Source organism: Butyricimonas hominis (genome assembly GCF_014287455.1).
Classification (GTDB): Bacteria; Bacteroidota; Bacteroidia; order Bacteroidales; family Marinifilaceae; genus Butyricimonas; species Butyricimonas muris.
This window is the reverse complement of sequence record NZ_JACOOH010000002.1, coordinates 665,494-685,584: the sequence shown is the minus strand read 5'-3', so window position 1 is coordinate 685,584 and position 20,091 is coordinate 665,494. Positions and strand designations below refer to the sequence as shown.

Genomic DNA, 20,091 nt, shown 5'->3' with positions numbered 1-20,091 from the left:
TTAACAGATTAAATTAATTCAAACCCAACGATATCCGAATCGTTGTCATCATCTTTTTTCTTGTCCTTTTCGGGAGTCTTTTCCGGTTCGTTTATAACCTCGGCATCAATACTTACTTCTACTTTTATCTCCATTTCTGTTTCCGTTTCTTCGATTTCGGTAAGAATTTCTGTTTCTGCTTCTGTTTCCGGTATTATGACAGGGGGAAGGGCAAAAGAAAAATCTTCGTGCAATGTTCCGTTTTCACACCGGAAGACTCGTCCGGGGAAGCGATGGATTAAATCGTATTGATGTGTGGCGATGATTACCGTTTTTCCGCTATCACAGATGTCTTTCAAGAGTTCTACCAATTGGTAGGCTGTTTCCGGATCAATATTACCTGTCGGCTCGTCGGCTAGAATGATGGGAGGGGCGTTAAGTAATGCCCGGGCAAGAACTACGCGTTGTTGTTCCCCGCCGGACAATTGGTGAGGGAATTTATCCCGTTTGTCGGGCAAACCGACTTTTTCCAACACTTCATTAATTCTTTCGCGAATCGCTTTCCTATCTTTCCATCCCGTGGCTTTTAGAACAAACTCCAAATTGGCGTAAACATTCCTGTCGGTCAGTAACTTGAAGTCCTGAAACACGATACCGCATTTGCGGCGCAAATAAGCAACCTGTGACTTTTTTAATTTATTCAATTTGTAGCCCGCTATTTCACCATTACCGTATTTCAAGGGGAGTTCGGCATACAGAGTTTTTAGTAAGGACGTTTTTCCACTACCTACTCTACCTACCAGATACACGAATTCCCCTTCGGCAATCTCTAACGAGACTTCTTTCAATATGGTATTTTGTTGTTGGCGGATGACCGCGTTTTCAAGTTTTATGATTGCTTCCACGTTGTAATTTTAGATTTATGATTTACGATTTATGATGCATTTTGTAATCTAAAATCTGCAATCAAGAAATCGTTAATTCTTTCAGTCCTTTGATATTTGCCATCGGATCGGGGGAGTTGAAAACGAAACTTCCCGCAACCAAAGCATCCGCGCCTGCATCTACCAGACGTTGTCCGGTTTCGAAGTTTACACCGCCATCAATTTCGATTAAAGTTTTCGCACCTGTTTCCCGGATTAATTTCTTTAATTTAATGACTTTATTGATGGTTTCCTCGATAAAACTCTGGCCACCGAAACCGGGGTTTACGCTCATGAGTAATACCACGTCGATATCCCGGATGACATCCTCCAGAAGCATAACGGGGGTGTGGGGATTGAGGGAAACTCCTGCTTTCATTCCCTGTGCTTTTATCTGTTGAATTGTCCGGTGGAGGTGGGTACAGGCTTCATAATGCACGGTTAAAATATCGGCTCCGGCTTTCTGGAATGCTTCCACGTATCTTTCGGGTTGCACGATCATCAAATGTACATCCAGAGGTTTTTGGGCTGCTTTCTTGATTTGAGCCACTACCGGAAGACCGTACGAGATGTTCGGCACGAAAACGCCGTCCATGATATCCAGATGAAACCAATCGGCTTCACTTTGATTTACCATTTCAATATCTTTGGAAAGATGCAGAAAATCTGCAGATAATAACGAGGGAGAAACAATAACACTCATTTTTTGAAATTTAGAATTTAAAATTTAGAATGGAGAATCTTTCATTTTCAATTCTCCATTTTCAATTATTATTTGTACCAGCTGGCATACATAGCGTAGGAGTTGACAATGCGCTCCACTTCATTATGTAATAATTCCGGTCCCATTTGTTTGAGTTTTTTGGCGGGAGCACCCGCGTATACCCATCCGGATTCAACTACAGTCCCTTTGGTAACCACGCTTCCGGCTGCCACGATTGAGTTGCTTTCGATAATAGCGTTGTCCAGCACGATGGCGCCCATTCCGATAAGTACGTTATTGTGGATCGTGCACCCGTGTACAACCGCGTTATGGGCGATAGATACGTTATTCCCTATATTGGTCGGGGATTTCTGGTAAGTAGCGTGTATTGTCGCGTTATCCTGAATATTGACGTTATTTCCTATTTTTATATAGTGTACATCACCTCTTAAAACAGCACCGTACCATACACTGCAATCGTCGCCCATTTCTACTTCACCGATAATGGCGGCATTTTCTGCCAAGAAACAATTTTTCCCGAATTTCGGGGTGTGTCCGTTTAGTTCTCTAATAATTGCCATAATTTAATTGAAAAATTGAAAACTGAAGATTGAAAATGATATCAATATTCAATTTTACGGTTCATAATTTTTTTGACGAGTCGAAATTACTAAATATACGGCAGAAAACAAGTCACCGGACGGATTATTACGTATTCTTTTTGAAACCGGATGCTCGGGGAAGACGTATAATGGCATATAATTTCTAAACTAAATAACAGGAGAATTATTTATGAGTATCGTAAAAAGAAACAATGATTTAAGGCCTTTCTATTCATCTTTACTGGATGATTTTATATGGCCTTACGGGGAGACGACAGAGCAGAGGAGGTTACCGGCTCTTAACGTGAAGGAGAACGAGAAAACTTTGACATTGGAGCTTCAAGTTCCGGGAATGAACAAGGATGACATTAAGTTGGAGTACAAGGACGGTTATTTGACGATTTCGTGCGAGAAGAGGGAGGAGAAAGAGGAGAAGGATAAAGATCAAAAATTTCTGAGAAAAGAATTTTCTTCCGTTTCTTTTCATCGTACGGTAGAGCTGCCCGAAGACAAGTATAACGTGGGGAAGGCTGAAGCTTCGTACAAGGATGGTATTCTGGAAATTACAATGCCGAAGAACGAGGAGAAGAGTAAAATAAGCAGAACGATTCAGGTTAAGTAGATAATTAGTACGTGGAGTTTTGACCGATTTCTCTAAAAAAAATCGGTCATTTTTTTTTGCTTTTAGAAAAAAGGTATTACTTTTGCATCGCAATCGAGGAACACCTCACGAGAGTTCTGAAATTAGTTTGAATGCGAAAATAGCTCAGTTGGTAGAGCATAACCTTGCCAAGGTTAGGGTCGCGGGTTCGAGTCCCGTTTTTCGCTCACTTTCACGCGAAAGTAGCTCAGTTGGTAGAGCACGACCTTCCCAAGGTCGGGGTCGCGGGTTCGAGCCCCGTTTTTCGCTCCCCCGAAAAGAGAGATTCGAAATTAGTTTGAATCTCTCTTTTTTTTTATTCTGTTTCGGGGTGCAGGAGCGTGTTCTGGTGAAATATAATGCACTATTCGTTTGTTTTGTCAAATAAAAATATTATTTTTGTTGGTAAAAGGCAAAATAATGCACCTATGATTTTTTATTCAATTATAAAAGAACGTCGGGCTTTGTTGGGATTGACTCAGCAAGATTTGGCAGATTATTCCGGAGTAAGCCTGCGGATAATCAAAAGTATAGAGACAGGCAAGGGCAATCCTTCTGTTCGTACGCTGACTAAAATCGCGGATACACTGGGGTTGGAATTATTACTGAAAGTGAAGGAGGTAATTAAATGAGACAAGCGGAAGTTTACGCTAATGGTGTGTTGGCCGGAACGTTGACAGAAACAGAGTATGGAGTATATATTTTTCGTTATGATGATGCGTTCTTGCTTGACAAGGAGCAAACAGCAATCAGTCTGTCATTTCCGAAAAGCCAACGTGAATTTTTGTCGAAAGAACTTTTTCCGTTCTTTTATAATATGCTTTCGGAGGGGACAAATAAAGCCATCCAATGTCAGACTCTGAAAATTGACGAGAACGATGCTTTCGGGTTATTATTAGCAACGGCTCACACTGACACGATAGGGGCCATAACGGTAAACAAGATATGATAAAGATTGAAGTTTGTCCCGGCAATTTGATTCCGGGGTTCGACACGTATAGCCCTGTTTGTCGAAAAAATCTATTTAACGGGAAAAAGGTTTCACCTGTATTGGATTTCGATTATGATGCGGATTGCTTGGAGGTTACCGAAAGCATTAATCAAATATCCGTATCGGGAGTGCAAGAGAAACTTTCGGCTATTGTGGAGAATGGGAAAATTATACTTACCCCGACCGGACAGCAGGGGCGATATATAATTAAGCCTATGCCGAACTACAAGTATTTGCGTTTTCGTAACTTTATTCCTGCCAATGAACACTTGACCATGCAAATAGCCAAGCAAGTCTACAAGATAAATGTTGCCGAAAACGGACTACTCTTTTTTGCAAACGGGGATGCGGCATATATTACCAAGCGTTTTGACTTTGATATTAATGGTAATAAAATCAAGCAGGAAGATTTTTCATCATTGGCACAAAAAACAACTTTCACTCATGGCAAGGATTACAAATACACGGGAAGCTACGAGGATGTAGCTACACTATTGAAAGCCAACGTGTCGGCGTGGCAGGTGGAAATGAGCAAGTTATTTACGCTCCTTATATTTAACTATCTGTTTGCCAATGGCGATGCTCATTTGAAAAACTTTTCATTGCAACAATCTGCTAACGGTGACTACCTATTATCTCCCGCTTATGACTTGATGAATACATCCATTCACGTGCGGGACGAGGATTTTGCACTGCAAGGTGGTCTGATGCCGGAAAGTGAACATTCTGAGGTTTACCACAATAGCGGTCACCCGTGCAAAGAAGATTTTATCACATTTGCCAACCGGACAGGTGTATTACCTAAAAAACGGGATGCAATTATCAAGATGTTCTCGGATAACAATCCACTGATTGATAAGTTGATAGACCGTTCGTTTTTGGACGATAAAATCAAGCGGATGTATAGACGTTCCTATCAGGAACGTCTGAGCAGGTTCTTGAGGCAGAGTGTAATTTAATCGGTAAAATCCACGAAAACCCGGCTTTCACGGATCTTTTTACAATAATCGCTTACTTTCACGTGTTCCGGGTGGACTTTGTAGCGGGCAAGTGCATCAGCATCTTCAAAGGTCGAGATAAGAACGGCATCGTATGCCATATCGGAATTTTTCTCGTTGATACCGACTTGCAGCGATTTGATTTCCGGAACGATGCCTACGAGTCTTTCCAGACTTTCTTTTATGATGAGTGCGTTTTCCGCTTTTGTTTTTCCTTCGGCAAACTCCTTGAGTTTCCACATGACGATATGTTTTAGCATACTTTTTGATTTTAAATAAAACGATGCAAAAATAGTCTTTTGTCAAAAATAAAGCTAATTTTGGAAGCGAAGAGAAGCGGAGGGGATGACAGAGTAATAAAAATATAAATAAACGATTATGGCAGGGAAAGCAAAAAGCACAAAAGTGTCGAAAAATCAAGCTGCTACAGATATAAATTTTAAATTCAAAAGTATTCGCACGAGTTGTAGCGGGAGCATTGATTTCGCCGGGAACAAGCGTTATCGCACGGTTTTCCGGTTGAACGAGGTGGAGAGGTTGTACGTGGATACGGAAATAATAAATAAACAATTTGATGAAAAGGCATGGGACGCGGAGATTGTTGCCGCTCTCGTGTATATGAACGGGGAGCAACCTGTGCTCGTGGCGCAAAAGGGGGGAAAGGTTACCATTCCGGAGGTGGAACCTGTTTTCCGGTTTTCGACCGATTTCTCTACTGAAGACTTCACCGGTTTTACTCTTAAAGAGGGTGTTTACCGGGTGCAAATGGTTATCAACGGGCAGGCGGGCTTGTCCGATGAAATACATCTGTTGGAATCGCACGATCTGTATCGTGATTATTTCCAATTATTGGATATCGGTTTGGATAAATGCGTGGAGGAGGCTCCCGATGTACAACGACCTCATTCATTTCGGGCTTTTGCCGGGGAAGGGTTGACAGACGTGCGTTTCTATCTCGTGGCGGAGAATTTCTTGTCCGACGAATGGACGTATGAATTCATGATAAATATTTTTGACTCGAGCGGGATGTTGAAAGCGAATCGGGTAGCTAAAGGAAATTACTATATCCCGAACCGGGAGGGAAAGCGTTTGCTTTGTTTCGCCTTGGATCTGGGAGCCGGGCTGGAGAATTTCTGGGAGGAAGGAGAATACCGGGTAGAAGTATCGTGCTTCGATCAACCCGTGATTCAACTGGAGTTTGCCATCGGAGAACAGGATGTGCCCTATAATTTCGCCGACGAAATAGCCGCGGTGAACGGTCAGGTGCACGAGGCGGCGGGTATGTCGTCAACACCCCAAGATAAGGAGGAGGCACTGTCCCGTTTGTACCAACTGGTCGGGTTACGTAAGGTAAAAGAAGAAATTACCCGTGTTTACGAGTTGGCGGAGTTCGTGAAGATGCGGCAGGAGAACGGCTTCAGTGATAAACTTCCTCTGATGAACATGATCTTTATGGGTAACCCGGGAACCGGTAAACACACGGTTGCCGGGATCGTGGGAGAGATTCTCTACCATTCGGGTGTTTTGGCGAACGGGAAAATACATCAATATAAACGGGAGGATTTTTCCCGGCCGGGGATGGCGGTGGAAGAACAATTAATTCGGGAAGCCATCGCGAAGAGTACGGGTGGAATCCTTTACATAGAGGATGCTGACGAATTGTACCCGACGAATGACCCGAACGATCCGGCGATGCGTATTTTTACCGTGTTGTTGGGAATACTGGAACAGGAACAACCGCCTCTGGTGGTGGTCATGGCGGGAGACGGGATGCCTTTGCAGGCTATTTCCGATGGAATCCCGGGTATGAAGAAATGTTTCCCTTACCAGTTTATCTTTGACGATTATTCGGCGGATGAATTGATGGAGATTACCCGCCAGATGCTGGAAAGAAGGCAATTCAAGTTTACGCCGGAGGCGGAGAACAAATTCTTTAATATGCTGAAGGATTGCTGTACCGTGAAAGATTCGGGATTCGATAACGGCAGGTTTATAGAGGAACGATTGAACGATGCCGCGAACCGGATGGCAAAGCGCTTGATGTCGAATCACAAGGGTACTCGCTCGAAAGAGGATATGATGTTGCTCAAGGTAGAGGATATCGAAACCCTTGAGCAGCCCGATCCGAATAAATCGGTAGACGCGTTTAACGAGATGATCGGCTCGAAGGAATTGAAAAACAGCTTGATCAGCTATATCAATTATATTTATTTTATCCGGGAAAGACAGAAACACGGTTATGCCGATGTGATTCCGCCTCTGCACATGTTGTTTACCGGGAACCGGGGAACGGGAAAAACTACCGTGGCACGTATGCTCGGGGAGATATTCGAGTCCGCGGGGATATTGCAAACGTCCATGGTAACGGTCAGGAGCAGGGGGGAACTTATCGGCGACGGTTCTATTCCGCCTCAACAGATTGCCATGTACGTGTTTGAACAGGCGAGGGGTGGTATCCTTTTCTTGGAAGACGCTCATACATTATTCCAAGACAGTGCGGGAGCTTCGGCATTAAGCGTTATTTTCGGGCAATTGTCGCCCGCGGATAACGGGGATACCATCGTGATATTGAGTGGCGATCCTGATGAAATGGACAAGGCGCTTGCCGGGAACCCGAGAGTGAAGACGCTTTTCCCGTATCACTTCCATTTTGCCGATTACACGCCGGAAGAGTTGCTGGAAATAGCCGTCCAGAAGATAACCGAGAAGAATTACACTTTGCACCCGAAGGCGAAAGAGGCATTCCATGCTTTGGTCACACAGGTATGCAAAGAACATGATAAATATTTCGGGAATGCTCTATTTGTCGATAAGATGGTGGATAAAGCCATTCACAACCTGTCTGCCCGCACCATGAAGATTAGAAAAGAGAGGGAACTTACCCGGAAAGAGATCACGACGTTGATGGCAGCGGATATACCCACTGCAACTTCCGAGCTTCCCAATTCCTACAAGGATACTTTTGACGAGAAGTCAATCACCGCGGCCTTGAAGGATTTGGATCACATGATAGGACAAGAGAAGCTTAAAAAACAGATTCATGATTTCGTGGATCTAGCTCGTCATTACAATCAACAAGGGATCAAGCTAAATACCCGTCTGTCCCTGCAATGGTGTTTTACCGGTAATTCCGGTATGGGGAAGGGAACGGTTGCACGTATTATCGCCCGTATTTATAAAGCCATGGGAATTATAGACAAGAGCGAGGTGACCAGCTTTAAGGTGGAACGTCTGATCGGGTTGACGGAGGAGGATGCCGTGCAGAGTATCGGTGTTGCCTTGTTGCAATCCAAGGGGGGACTGTTCTTCTTCGATGAAGATTCCAGTAGCCTGAATGAAATCTCCGGCTTCCGGGATCGGGTGAGGGCTATACTCGTGAACCAATTGGCGACTCAACCGGGGGCTTATAACGTGATTTACGCCAAACAGGACCCGCCCCGCCAGATTATTAACGACGAGGTGGAGAAGGTTTCCGATATGATTAATATTCTTGTTTTCGAGGACTACACGGAGGAGGAGTTAATGGAAATACTCAAACGGGATCTGGCGACGGACAATACCCGTATGACCCGGACGGCACAACAGCATATGGCTCAGTTTATTTCCTATATCGTGAACAACAAGAAACGAAGTCACGCGAGTGCCCGTTTGATAAAACTGGTCGCGGAAATGATGATTCGTAATCGGATACAACGTTTGGCAAAGAATGGAAAGATTAATGGTACGGAGCATACTTATTCGATTGTAAAGCAGGACGTGGAGATGTTCACCCCGCAAATGTTGGATAGTATGATTTCGGAACGGCAGACAATCGGGTACAAGCAATGAATCGTAGAATACTTCGTCTTGCTATTCCTTCTATCGTGTCAAATATCACCGTTCCTTTGTTGGGATTGGTGGACGTGACGATCGTGGGGCATTTGGGGGCTACCGCCTTTATCGGTGCTATCGCGGTGGGGGGATTATTGTTTAATATTTTGTACTGGAATTTCGGTTTTCTGCGGATGGGAACCAGTGGACTGACCTCACAGGCATTCGGGCGAAAAGACCAAGATGCGGAAATGCGGGTTCTCGTGCAGGCGGTGAGCGTGGGACTGATTTCCGCCGTACTGATGCTGATTCTTCAATATCCCATAGAACGCTTGGCTTTCAGGTTATTGGACACGAGTGCTGAAGTAGAACGATACGCTGTTACTTATTTTCGGATATGCATTTGGGGGGCACCTGCCGTGCTGGCACAATACGGATTCACGGGGTGGTTTATCGGGATGCAAAATTCCCGCTACCCGATGTATATCGCTATCGTGATGAACGTGATCAATATCTTGTGCAGCGCGTGTCTGGTTTTCGTGTTCGGGATGAAAGTCGAGGGGGTGGCGTTGGGAACAGTGATAGCCCAGTACAGCGGGGTATTTATGGCTGCCGGACTTTGGTGGTTTAATTTTAAGGAGTTACGACCTCTTATCAAATTCAAGGGGAGTCTTCAGTTGTTTGCCATGCGCAGATTCTTTGCCGTGAACCGGGATATTTTCCTGCGTACCTTGTGCCTGATCGGGGTAACTACATTTTTCACTTCCACGGGAGCAAGACAGGGGGATGTGATTCTGGCTGTCAATACTTTGTTAATGCAGTTGTTTACCTTATTCTCCTATATCATGGATGGCTTTGCTTACGCGGGAGAGGCTCTTGCCGGACGTTACGTGGGGGCTTGTGATCTTCGCCGATTGCGACAGGCTGTACGGGCTTTATTCGGCTGGGGCGTGGGATTATCCTTGGTGTTTACCGTTTTATATGTAGTCGGGGGAGAAGGTTTTCTCGGTTTGCTCACGAATGACGGGGAAGTGATTCAAACGGCAAGCCATTATTTTTACTGGGTTCTGGCAATTCCCTTGGCAGGATTTGCCGCTTTTCTATGGGACGGTATTTTGATAGGAGCCACGGCTACCCGATACATGTTGTGGGCGATGTTGGTTGCTTCCGGGGCTTTCTTCCTTATATATTATACCTGTTCCGGGGCCACGAACAATCACATGTTATGGCTTTCGTTTCTTGTTTATCTGGCTTTACGGGGAATCATGCAGACCGTATGGAGCCGCCGGATATTCTCGGAGGGGTATTTGCAGAAGATGAAGGACTTGTAGTATATCTTTTCGCCATACTAAGTCTATCGATACCTAACCTCAAGTTCGAAGCATGAACGAATCATGAACGTAGCATAGACGTAAATTTGCGTTTATGCTATATTTATGATGTGTATATGCAGGATTTTTGTGGTTAGGCAATGATTGTGCAATGATCATTCAAATGTTTACAAGAATGTGTCGTATCTATTTGATACTTTGTTATTTCATAATTCAATTTGTGAATTAATAAATGATCGTTTAATGGCATTAACAATATTTGCTCACTAACAAAATTCACAAAAACATAATCACTTAATTACGAGAAATAAAAAATGTCACTGGAAATATTTGCGGAAAATAAAAATGATGTATATTTGCAGCGCATTAAACGATGGTTTGTTGATATGAAATATCGTTTATCAAAACAGCTTTCGTGCGTCTATAATATATAACACTGTTTAAGTGGGGCGCATGAAACACATGGCAATAAGTCAGGACCGGTAATAGGGTTAGTGCGCGAAGCGCGTCCGGTCGGCTGATAGAATAAACAATTACATGATCGAGGATAAGAAATTGCATTGGTATGTCGCTTACACGCGAGTGAACCAAGAATTGGTGATCAAAAAGAAATTGGATGAATTGGGAATCGAGAATTTTCTCCCACGTGAGGAGCAAGTTCGTGATACCCCGTTTGGTCGGAAAACGATTCGTGTCCTTTTGATTCACGGTATGATTTTTATCCGTACGGATAAAGTGACGAGTTTCTCCTTACTCAACGAGTATTCCTTGAATATTGTTTACTTGAAGGATATCGAAGGTCGCCATTCCTTGATCGTTCCCGACAAGCAGATGGAAGATTTCATGTTCTTGTTGGATTTTTCTGCCGCCGGAATCGAGGTATTGAATAAAGACTTGAAGCGAGGTGATCGGATTCGAGTGATTAAAGGTCCGTTAGTGGGGTTGGAAGGAGAGCTGGTGCGTTTGCGAGGTCACAAGCGGGTGGTAATCCGCTTGGATGGTGTTGCATCGATTGCCACATCTTATATCCCGGGTTCATTCCTTGAAAAAATAGAGAGAAACAATTAATTTAAGATTTATGAATTACGATTTATGATTAAAAAAGAGTCAAGAAGTACAATTAAAATCATAAATCTAAAATCGTGAATCAAGAAATAGAGATGGAAAAAGGTTTATTTCACGAGTTGTACAAGCAACTGGACAGTCTTGATTTCCGGTTGTATTCCCCGGCATTATTGTCCGGTTTGTTACACGGTTACCTGACGGTGTACTCTATGGTACGGGTATACCCGTGGTTGGAGAATGATTTCGGCACTCCCGGTGCTATCCACGAGCGAGCGAAATCGATAGTTCACTTGTACCCGGGACAGTTGAACGGTGATGTTCCCGTGGATACCCGTGCCGGTTACGCGGCGGACAAGATGGATGTCTACCAGTTGTACTCGGACTTGGGTTACTTGAAAAACGGTTTGGACGCGGCGTACCGGATACTGTCGGCACGGGGGAACGGCAGGATTGCGTTGCCTTGTCGGACACCGAATATTTGCCGGATGCTATGTAATTGTTATTATTTTGCCGGAGATGAGGCGTGTGGGGAACTTGCAGGGCACTTGGTCACGGAGGCCTTGGGATATATTCGAGGTGGTGCTCGTGGTGTGTTGTTGTCTTGGTGGGATGCTATTTGCTTGTATGATGACGTGGTTGGGGCGATGATGTTGCCCAAGGAAGATTATAAACGTTTGGAGGAAGAACGGGCTCGTTTGCGGGTTAGCGTGGAGCGTGAGGAGGATAAAAGAATCGAGTGCTTCCGGCAAGCGGGGCAGGACGCGGATTTTGGTTTGGTATCGGAGGTTTTTGCGATTTTGGCAAAGCGGGAGTTTAATTTATCTAATATAAATAGATAATACTTTTTTAGTCTTATAAAAATGAGAAAAATATTGGTTACGGGTGGAGCCGGTTTTATTGGTTCTAACCTTTGCGAAGCGTTACTTGAACATGGGGACGAGGTTGTATGTTTGGATAATTTTGCAACGGGGCATATTGAGAATCTGTTACCTCTAATTGAAAGATACCCGAAAACGTTCAAGTTGATTGTTGGTGATATTCGGGAATTAGAGGATTGTCAAAAGGCTATTGTCGGGGTAGAGTATGTTTTGCACGAGGCGGCGTTAGGATCAGTACCTCGGAGTATAAAGGATCCTGTTACCTCAAATGCCGTAAACGTGAGTGGTTTTTTGAATATGTTGGTTGCTGCACGGGATGCAGGAGTTAAACGTTTCGTTTTTGCGGCAAGTTCTTCTACTTATGGAGATAGTCAAGTCCTTCCAAAAGTCGAAGATAATATTGGTAAACCCTTGTCTCCATATGCGATAACAAAGTACGTTGACGAGCTTTATGCGGATGTTTTTGCTCGGACGTATGAGATGGAGTATATCGGATTACGCTATTTTAATGTTTTTGGTCGACGGCAAGACCCTAATGGAGCTTATGCTGCAGTTATTCCTTTGTTCGTGAAAAAATTAATGAAATACGAAAGTCCAGTAATTAATGGTGACGGAGAATATAGCAGGGATTTCACTTATGTGGATAACGTGATACAGATGAATATGTTAGCATTGACGACGAAGAATCCTGATGCGGTTAATCAGATTTATAATACGGCATATGGTGAGCGAACTACGTTAAACCAATTGGTTGATTACTTGAAAGAATATTTAAGTGAATATGATCAAGAAATTGCAAATGTTGAAATTTTGCATGGACCTAATCGTTTGGGGGATATTCCTCACTCTTTGGCTTCTATTCATAAGGCTAAACAATTGCTTGATTATAATCCAAAGTTTAATATGAAAAAAGGGCTTAAGGAAGCCGTGAAGTGGTATTGGAATAATTTGAAATAGGAACATAATATGGATATTAAAATTGCAGTAATAGGTCTTGGGTACGTGGGACTTCCATTGGCACGTTTATTTTCCACAAGATATAAAACAATTGGTTTTGATATGAATCAAGCCAGGGTAGATGCATTAATGGAGGGACATGATGTAACCTTAGAAGTATCAGATGAACTTCTTCAAAATGCTTTAAAAAATGGTTTTACATGCACGACTAATATTGAAGATATACGGGATTGTAATTTTTATGTGGTGGCTGTTCCGACTCCGGTAGATATGAATAACAACCCGGATTTGAAGCCGCTTTATGGAGCTAGTACAATAGTTGGTGAGGTGATAAAGGAAGGTGATATCGTGGTTTACGAGTCAACTGTTTATCCGGGGGTGACGGAGAATGAATGTATTCCGGTTGTGGAAAACGTTTCTGGATTGAAATTTAACAAGGACTTCTTTGCGGGATATAGCCCGGAACGCATAAATCCTGGAGATAAACTTCACACGGTAGAAAAAATCAAGAAAGTTACTTCAGGCTCCACGCCTGAAGTTGGGAAGTTGATAAACGACGTGTATAGTTCGGTGATTATGGCTGGTACTCATTTGGCTCCTTCAATAAAAGTTGCAGAGGCTGCAAAGGTGATCGAAAACTCACAACGTGATATTAATATCGCTTTTGTAAACGAATTGTCAAAGATTTTTAATAAATTGGGAATAGACACTCAAGATGTATTGGAAGCTGCTAGCACGAAATGGAATTTTTTACCGTTTAAACCGGGTTTAGTAGGGGGACATTGTATAGGGGTTGACCCGTATTATTTGGCTCAGTGCGCTCAACGACTTGGTTACAATCCTGAAATTATTTTAGCGGGGCGCCGTATGAATGATGGGATGGGAGAATATGTGGCAAATGAAGTGATCAAATTGATGTTGAAGAAAGGTATTCATGTATTAGGTTCCAAAATATTGATATTAGGATTTACGTTCAAAGAGAATTGTCCTGATGTGAGAAACACGAAAGTGATAGACATTTATAAAACATTGAAAGAATATAATTTGGATATCATGGTGTATGATCCTTGGGCGAATCCAGCTATAGTGGAACAGGAGTATGGTATAGAGTTGACGAACGAGTTACCGTCACAAAAAGTGGATGCTTTAATTTTTGCGGTTGCTCATGATGAGTTTAGAACATTGGATATTAATTCATTTGTGAGAAAAAAATGTGTGATTTACGATGTAAAACAAGTTATGGACAGAACACTAATTGATGGTCGATTATAATGAAATACCCAGAATTAGCACATAAAAAAGAATGTACGGGGTGTATGGCATGTGTTGATTCATGTCGTTTTGGTGCTTTAACCTCTTGTGTAGGTACTGATGGGCATTTGTATCCATATGTGAACGTAAAGTTGTGTGTAAAGTGTGGGGCATGTAGTGCATCGTGTCCTATTATTACAAAATCTTATTTGAAAAAGAACGAATATGTGGTAAAACCATATGGAGCATGGTCTAATGATTTACCTCAACGTTTATTAAGCGCATCTGGTGGAATATTTGCTGCGCTTGCCAATAAATTTCTTTTAGAGGGAGGCTGTGTAGTGGGGGCAATTATAGATGGTTTTGTAGTAAAATATGTTCTGCTTGAAAAATTAGAAGATTTACATTTTTTGCAAGGCTCAAAGTATCAGCAAGGGGATCTTTCTGGTATTTACATTCGGGTTAAGGAAAAGTTGAATAAAGGTGTAAAAGTACTTTTTTCTGGAGTAACATGTCAGATTGGAGGATTATTCGCTTTTCTTAAAAAGCGTTATGAAAATTTGTATACGGTAGATATAATATGTGCGGGTTTTCCATCTTTATTGCCTATGCGTCAATTTATAAAAGAGAATTCAAATGTTGTAGGAATAAAAAGTTTTAGAGATAAAGATTTGGGATGGAAGAGTAAAAACTTTAAATATGCACTAAAAGGGTATGGCTTAAATAAGCAAATTACAGATTTTGGGTATAAAAATTTACCAATCTTGGCGTTTAGTTCTGGGCTTACAAATAGATATTCATGTTATGCTTGTAAATTTGCACGACAAAATAGATTATCTGATTTGACAATTGGAGATTTATGGGGAGATGAGAATTTTAAAGATGAGCATAATAATGGTATATCTTTAGTTGTAATTCGCAGTGAAAGGGGACAAAAGTTAATAGAAAATTCTAATATTACTTTTCATGAAATATCTTGGCAAGAAGCTCTTAATGCAAATACTAGGTTGATTCATGGAAGAAGTTTTTTGAATTTTAATATTTTTAGAAAATATATGGAGTTTGTGTATAAATATAGTTCGTATCAATCACTAATGAATTTATACCAAGGAAGAGGTTTTATGGGATTGATATATAGAATGAATATTGTTATTGGGCATAAGGCTACATTTTTGTGGACGAAGGTATGTGTAAAACGATTTTTGAATAGTCTGAAAAATTATGAAGGTTAATTTGTTAACTATACATTATTCTTTAAATTATGGTGCATTGTTACAGACGTATGCAACAGTTAAAGTATTACAGCTTTTGGGGTGTGAAGTTACATTAATTGACTTTGTTGATAGAAATGATATTAAAGAGCGAGTAAGAATTAAATCATTAATTACTAATGGAGTGAGGTGGTTAAAATTTTGTCTTTTTAAAAGGTCGTTTTATCCTCGCTTAACAAAGAGAATGTATTCGTTTGATTTTTCTTTATTGCCAGAGGTTGATTGTTATATTTCTGGTAGTGATCAAATATGGAATCCTAAAATTGTTGGAGATAAGTTGCTGACATATATGTTTGCATCTTTGAAGCCTAATGTGAAGCGAATTTCTTATGCGTCAAGTTTCGGTCTAAATAAATGGGATATAGTACATAATAATGATGTAAAACAGGCACTTGATAATTATTCAGCTATATCTGTACGAGAAGATTCAGGAGTGGAGATATGTAAAAATGAGTTTGGGATAGAAGCAACACAAGTATTGGATCCGACTTTATTGTTCGGAGATTACAGTGAATTGATAGAAAATGTCAAGCCCAAAGAGCGAATTGTGTGTTTCAAGTTTATTCAAGATGATAATTTTTTTCATTGTTTAGATTGTTTAGAGGCTGATTTTAAATTGAAATCAATAATAATGTCGGCATTTAGTCCTAAAATGTTTTTTGATAAATATAGACATTGTTATAACCCATCTCCGCGTAAATGGTTGAAAAATATTGCATCTGCAAGATTCGTTTTAACTGATTCATTTCACGGGTTGGCTTTTGCTATTATTTTTAATAAAGATTTTATAGTTCTTCCTGGGCATCAAGATCGTACAACAAGATTATCTTCCTTATTGGATATTTTAGGATTATCGGAGCGTTTGGTACTGGATTCTAATGATTTTGAATTAAGAAAGAAGAGTCTATATAAAAAGATTGATTATGAAAGAGTTAATGCGCTGTTATCTCAAGCGAGAAGTGATTCTTTGGCTTATTTAAAGAATGCTTTATTTAATTAGTTCATGAGTACTAATAATTTTGATAAAACGATTAAAGGTTTATCTGCTCAAACAATTGTAACAATATTATCAGGAATAATTGAAATACTTGTTTTTTCAATTATGTCAAGGATTTTGTCTAAAGCAGATTTTGGGTATTATGCGGCATTAAATAGTATTTTTGTAATATTTCAATCCTTATCAGAAGCTGGAATTGGAGCGGCAATTATACAAAAGAAAGAGATTACAAATAATTATATTAATACAGCTTTTAGTTTAGCTTTTCTTTTAGGAACTTTTTTTACCCTGTTGTTATTGTTGTTGTCTAATTTAATATCGTCAACTATAATTGATAAGTCATTAGAATTTCCTCTTGTTTTAGTGTCAATGACATTGATTCCATTTTCTATCAATAGCATTGCGCGTTCATTAATGATGCGGGAGTTAGATTTTTTCAAATATGGAATAATTAAGCTTGTTGCCTATATAGTTAGTGCTATTGTTGCAATTATTTATGCGTTTAATGGAGGTGGATTTTATGCATTTATTCTATTAAATTTTATTAATGTTCTTTTGTTGATGATTTTGTCTTTCTATTTTTCTCGTTATCGTCCAAAATTTGTGATAAAGATTGGTAATGTGAGAAGTATTGTAAACTTTGGAGGTTGGTTGACTTTATCTAGATTGATATTTAGTTTTTATAGGCAGATTGATAAGTTAATGCTTTCGAAATACGGGAGTATTATCGTACTAGGTGAGTTTTATAGAACTAAAGGTTTTTTAGACTCTATAATAAATCAATTTGAATCTATTTTTGATACGACTTTATTTCCGATCTTGTCAAAAGGGCAGGACTCGTCAATATTTATTCGTTCTGCTTTTATAAAATCAATATCATTAGTTGGTTCTGTTTTTATGTCATTGTTTATGTTGTTTTTCTTCAATGCAGAACTGATTATTACGATATTCTTGGGTGATAAATGGTTAGATCAGGCATTGACAATGAGAATATTGTCATGTGTAATTTTATTTAGTATATATTCTCGGATAACAGATTGTTTTATCCGAAGTTTGGCTTATGTCAAATTTTATTTTTGTACGTGTGTATTATCTTGCGTATTGTCATTTGTTGTTTTTTATTATGTGATTGATTGGGGAATAGAATGGATTGCAGCTGCTGTTGTACTGATTAGCTTTGTGATTTTTTTAATTAAACTATGTTATCTCGCTTATAAAGTTGATATAACTATAATTGTAATATTCAAGTCGATCTTTAAATCGATGAAATATTCTATTCCTTATTTGATGTTAGGTACTTTATTTTTATTTTATTTCAATCACAATATTGGGGAAAGAATTGTTTTTGTATTTCTTTTTAGTCTTATGTTGATTTTTACATATCTTTTCTTACCACGTTTTGTTGGAGAGGTGTATTATAATCAATTGTATCCTATTGTAAGGAAATATATTAATGTATTGAAGATGTTTAAGGTGGAGTAGCTAAATTTATCTTGTATGGGAAATTGGCTGATAGAAACGAAAAAAGGGATTGTTATAAAATATGTCTTATTTATAATATCACCTTTTATTGCTTTTGTATTTTCATTAGGGACGCTTAAAACTAAATCTTCATTTGTTGTTATTTATTTGTTTTTTGTGTTTTTGGGATTGTCGTACACTGTTCCGAATAACAGAAATGTTTTGAATTTTGATGGTGTGACGTATCGACAGGATTTTGAGGAGTATAAATTTGTTTCGAGTACTGATTTTATTGCCAATTTCAAGGATTATATAAATTTTGAAGGTGATGCGGATTTTTATTGTCATTTCGTTTATTACTGCGTTTCACGAATAACAGATAATTATCATGTGATGTTTATGATTATCGCAATGGTTTTTTCATTTTTTTCATTAAAATCTTTTGAGATATTCATTCGGGAAAAACAATTTGTAAATTCCATACCTTGTTTTATTTTGGCATATTTATTTATGTCAAATCAGATTTTTAATATTAATGCTTTTAGATTTTTTACTGCGGCATGGATTGCGGTTTATTCGTTGCTAAATATATTTGTTAAAAAGAACAATTTATACGTGTGTTTGCTCTTTTTGACTCCCATGATTCATGGATCTTTTTTTCTAATGCTTGTTGTGTATCTGATTTATCTATTACTTGGGAGATATGATAAATTTTGGATTATCGTGTTCATCATAAGTTCATTCTTTTCTAATTTTATTTTAGAATTAGCTCAAAAATATTTAACAAGTATGCCAAGTTTTATTTTTAATAACTATAGCGGGTATTTTTCTGATAATTACGTGGATTTAATTAATAATAGCGGGAGTGGATTTATATGGGTAAAAAGACTTTTAGAGTTGCTTGTTAGATTATGCATGAATGTTTATGTTATCTTATTCATTTTCCATTTGAATATGATAAAGCGGAATATCAAAACAGGAAAAATGATTAGTTTCATTTTGATATTAATGAGTGTTGTTAATTTAACATCTGTAATTCCATCGCTTGGTAAACGTTATTTGTTGTTGACAATGCCTTTTATTGCCTATATTTGGTTGGTGAATTTCGAAGGTAAGAAATACAATAAATATTTATATCCATTAGGTGTATTGTTCATATTATTATTTTTCTTGCCATTTCAAGTTAATTTATTACCATGTTTAAGTCATTATAATTCTGTTTTAGAATCAACATTTTATATTTCGAGTCCTTTATACTTGATTTACAAATATTGGTTTGTTTAAGTATAGAGAATATTTAGAATCTTAATTTACTATTAATAGGATGAATAAGGTTTTGTTATATTATAAAAATCCTAGGATATTCCTCAAGGATTTTCTGTGGAAATTTTCTAAGTATATAAAAAATGATCGTTTGTACATTAGGTTAAAATATTGGGTAATGATGGGTAGCTTACCTGATTTAAAAAAACCGGAAGCATTTACAGAAAAATTGCAATGGATCAAATTATATGATAGGAAGCCTATTTATCATGATATGGTAGATAAAGTTGAAATGAAGAAATTTGTTGCAGATAGGATAGGGCTTATGTATACAATTCCAACTATTGGGGTTTGGGATAATTTTGATGATATTGATTTTGATGCATTGCCAGAAAAATATATTATAAAATGTACACATGATAGTGGTAGTTATGTGATTTGTACACCTCAAGCTCCATTGGATATAGAAAAAGTTCGACAGAAGTTAAAAAAGGCATTCAAGCATGATTATTATATCTATTCTAGAGAATGGCCTTACAGAGGTTTAAAGAAACGAATTATAATTGAGCCATTGTTGATAGATAGTTCTGGAGCGAATTATTTAACAGATTATAAATTTTACTGTTTTAATGGTGAACCGAAGTTTTTTTATATAACATCTGATAGAGGATCAAAATTAGGTTTGACCGAAGATTTTTTTTATATAGATGGGACTCCTTGTGAATTTACTCAAGTTGGTGAAAGAAGAGCTCCTGTTTGTCCTCCATTACCTCGAAATTTATCTAAAATGATAGAGTTTAGTCGGGTGTTGTCTGCAAACACTTATCATATACGAATTGATTTTTATGAAGTTAATGAACGCATTTATGTGGGTGAGTTAACTTTTTTTGATGGTGGTGGTTTTTTTGGATTTGAACCTAAAGAATATAATAAAATAATAGGAGAATGGATAAAATTACCTGTTGATTAAT

19 protein-coding genes and 2 tRNA genes are annotated in these 20,091 nt (G+C 39.1%); 17 read left to right on the top strand and 4 right to left on the bottom strand.

Annotated elements, in window-relative coordinates:
• Positions 1–8: 8 nt before the first annotated feature.
• The 3 genes from H8S64_RS06585 to H8S64_RS06575 form a co-directional block, all read right to left on the bottom strand.
• Complete coding sequence (locus H8S64_RS06585; protein ID WP_186975425.1) at positions 9–884, bottom strand: cell division ATP-binding protein FtsE; 876 nt, start codon at positions 882–884, stop codon at positions 9–11.
• A 61-nt stretch (positions 885–945) separates the two neighbouring features.
• Positions 946–1,605: a ribulose-phosphate 3-epimerase gene (gene rpe, locus H8S64_RS06580; RefSeq protein WP_099292531.1), complete on the bottom strand. Its 660-nt coding sequence runs from the start codon at positions 1,603–1,605 to the stop codon at positions 946–948.
• Between the two features lie 68 nt (positions 1,606–1,673).
• Positions 1,674–2,186 carry a gamma carbonic anhydrase family protein gene (locus tag H8S64_RS06575; RefSeq protein ID WP_186975424.1) on the bottom strand — a complete coding sequence of 171 codons (513 nt, stop codon included), beginning with the start codon at positions 2,184–2,186 and terminating at the stop codon, positions 1,674–1,676.
• 211 nt (positions 2,187–2,397) lie between these two features.
• On the opposite strand from H8S64_RS06575, the gene H8S64_RS06570 reads away from it, so the two are divergent.
• The 6 genes from H8S64_RS06570 to H8S64_RS06545 all read left to right on the top strand — a co-directional run bounded on the left by H8S64_RS06570 (position 2,398) and on the right by H8S64_RS06545 (position 4,797).
• Positions 2,398–2,829, top strand: coding sequence for an Hsp20/alpha crystallin family protein (locus tag H8S64_RS06570; RefSeq protein WP_186975423.1), 432 nt, complete (start codon positions 2,398–2,400; stop codon positions 2,827–2,829).
• Positions 2,830–2,962: 133 nt separating this feature from the next.
• Positions 2,963–3,035: transfer RNA gene (locus H8S64_RS06565), tRNA-Gly, on the top strand.
• 9 nt (positions 3,036–3,044) lie between these two features.
• Positions 3,045–3,117: transfer RNA gene (locus tag H8S64_RS06560), tRNA-Gly, on the top strand.
• Positions 3,118–3,275: 158 nt separating this feature from the next.
• On the top strand, positions 3,276–3,479 hold the full coding sequence (locus H8S64_RS06555) for a helix-turn-helix transcriptional regulator (protein WP_099294559.1): 204 nt from the start codon (positions 3,276–3,278) through the stop codon (positions 3,477–3,479).
• Positions 3,476–3,796 (top strand): HipA N-terminal domain-containing protein, encoded by a 321-nt coding sequence (locus H8S64_RS06550; RefSeq protein ID WP_186975422.1) that lies wholly within the window; start codon positions 3,476–3,478, stop codon positions 3,794–3,796. Before H8S64_RS06555 ends, H8S64_RS06550 begins: the two co-directional genes overlap by 4 nt.
• Positions 3,793–4,797, top strand: coding sequence for a type II toxin-antitoxin system HipA family toxin (locus tag H8S64_RS06545; protein WP_186975421.1), 1,005 nt, complete (start codon positions 3,793–3,795; stop codon positions 4,795–4,797). The genes H8S64_RS06550 and H8S64_RS06545 overlap by 4 nt, the downstream gene beginning before the upstream one ends.
• Here H8S64_RS06545 and H8S64_RS06540 read toward each other — a convergent pair.
• Positions 4,794–5,096, bottom strand: coding sequence for a Dabb family protein (locus tag H8S64_RS06540; RefSeq protein WP_186975420.1), 303 nt, complete (start codon positions 5,094–5,096; stop codon positions 4,794–4,796). The genes H8S64_RS06545 and H8S64_RS06540 overlap by 4 nt on opposite strands.
• Before the next feature lie 118 nt (positions 5,097–5,214).
• Here H8S64_RS06540 and H8S64_RS06535 point away from each other — a divergent pair, with 118 nt between their 5' ends.
• The 11 genes from H8S64_RS06535 to H8S64_RS06485 all read left to right on the top strand — a co-directional run bounded on the left by H8S64_RS06535 (position 5,215) and on the right by H8S64_RS06485 (position 20,090).
• A complete protein-coding gene (locus H8S64_RS06535) occupies positions 5,215–8,664 on the top strand; it encodes an AAA family ATPase (RefSeq protein WP_186975419.1) in 3,450 nt (1,149 codons plus the stop codon).
• Complete coding sequence (locus tag H8S64_RS06530; protein ID WP_186975418.1) at positions 8,661–9,977, top strand: MATE family efflux transporter; 1,317 nt, start codon at positions 8,661–8,663, stop codon at positions 9,975–9,977. Before H8S64_RS06535 ends, H8S64_RS06530 begins: the two co-directional genes overlap by 4 nt.
• Positions 9,978–10,514: 537 nt before the next feature.
• Positions 10,515–11,045 carry a UpxY family transcription antiterminator gene (locus H8S64_RS06525; protein WP_186975417.1) on the top strand — a complete coding sequence of 177 codons (531 nt, stop codon included), beginning with the start codon at positions 10,515–10,517 and terminating at the stop codon, positions 11,043–11,045.
• Positions 11,046–11,119: 74 nt separating this feature from the next.
• Complete coding sequence (locus tag H8S64_RS06520) at positions 11,120–11,881, top strand: hypothetical protein (RefSeq protein WP_227214736.1); 762 nt, start codon at positions 11,120–11,122, stop codon at positions 11,879–11,881.
• Between the two features lie 21 nt (positions 11,882–11,902).
• Complete coding sequence (locus H8S64_RS06515; protein WP_186975416.1) at positions 11,903–12,877, top strand: SDR family oxidoreductase; 975 nt, start codon at positions 11,903–11,905, stop codon at positions 12,875–12,877.
• Between the two features lie 9 nt (positions 12,878–12,886).
• Positions 12,887–14,149: a nucleotide sugar dehydrogenase gene (locus H8S64_RS06510; protein ID WP_186975415.1), complete on the top strand. Its 1,263-nt coding sequence runs from the start codon at positions 12,887–12,889 to the stop codon at positions 14,147–14,149.
• Positions 14,149–15,360, top strand: a complete 1,212-nt coding sequence (locus H8S64_RS06505; protein ID WP_186975505.1) for a Coenzyme F420 hydrogenase/dehydrogenase, beta subunit C-terminal domain — start codon at positions 14,149–14,151, stop codon at positions 15,358–15,360. The genes H8S64_RS06510 and H8S64_RS06505 overlap by 1 nt, the downstream gene beginning before the upstream one ends.
• Positions 15,350–16,399: a polysaccharide pyruvyl transferase family protein gene (locus H8S64_RS06500; protein ID WP_186975414.1), complete on the top strand. Its 1,050-nt coding sequence runs from the start codon at positions 15,350–15,352 to the stop codon at positions 16,397–16,399. Before H8S64_RS06505 ends, H8S64_RS06500 begins: the two co-directional genes overlap by 11 nt.
• Before the next feature lie 3 nt (positions 16,400–16,402).
• Positions 16,403–17,878, top strand: a complete 1,476-nt coding sequence (locus H8S64_RS06495; RefSeq protein WP_186975413.1) for an oligosaccharide flippase family protein — start codon at positions 16,403–16,405, stop codon at positions 17,876–17,878.
• 15 nt (positions 17,879–17,893) lie between these two features.
• Entirely contained in the window at positions 17,894–19,141 is a 1,248-nt protein-coding gene (locus H8S64_RS06490) for an EpsG family protein (RefSeq protein WP_186975412.1), read from the top strand.
• Between the two features lie 157 nt (positions 19,142–19,298).
• The gene (locus tag H8S64_RS06485) at positions 19,299–20,090 is read left to right on the top strand and encodes an ATP-grasp fold amidoligase family protein (protein ID WP_186975411.1); all 792 of its coding nucleotides are present in this window, start codon (positions 19,299–19,301) and stop codon (positions 20,088–20,090) included.
• Position 20,091 lies beyond the last annotated feature (1 nt).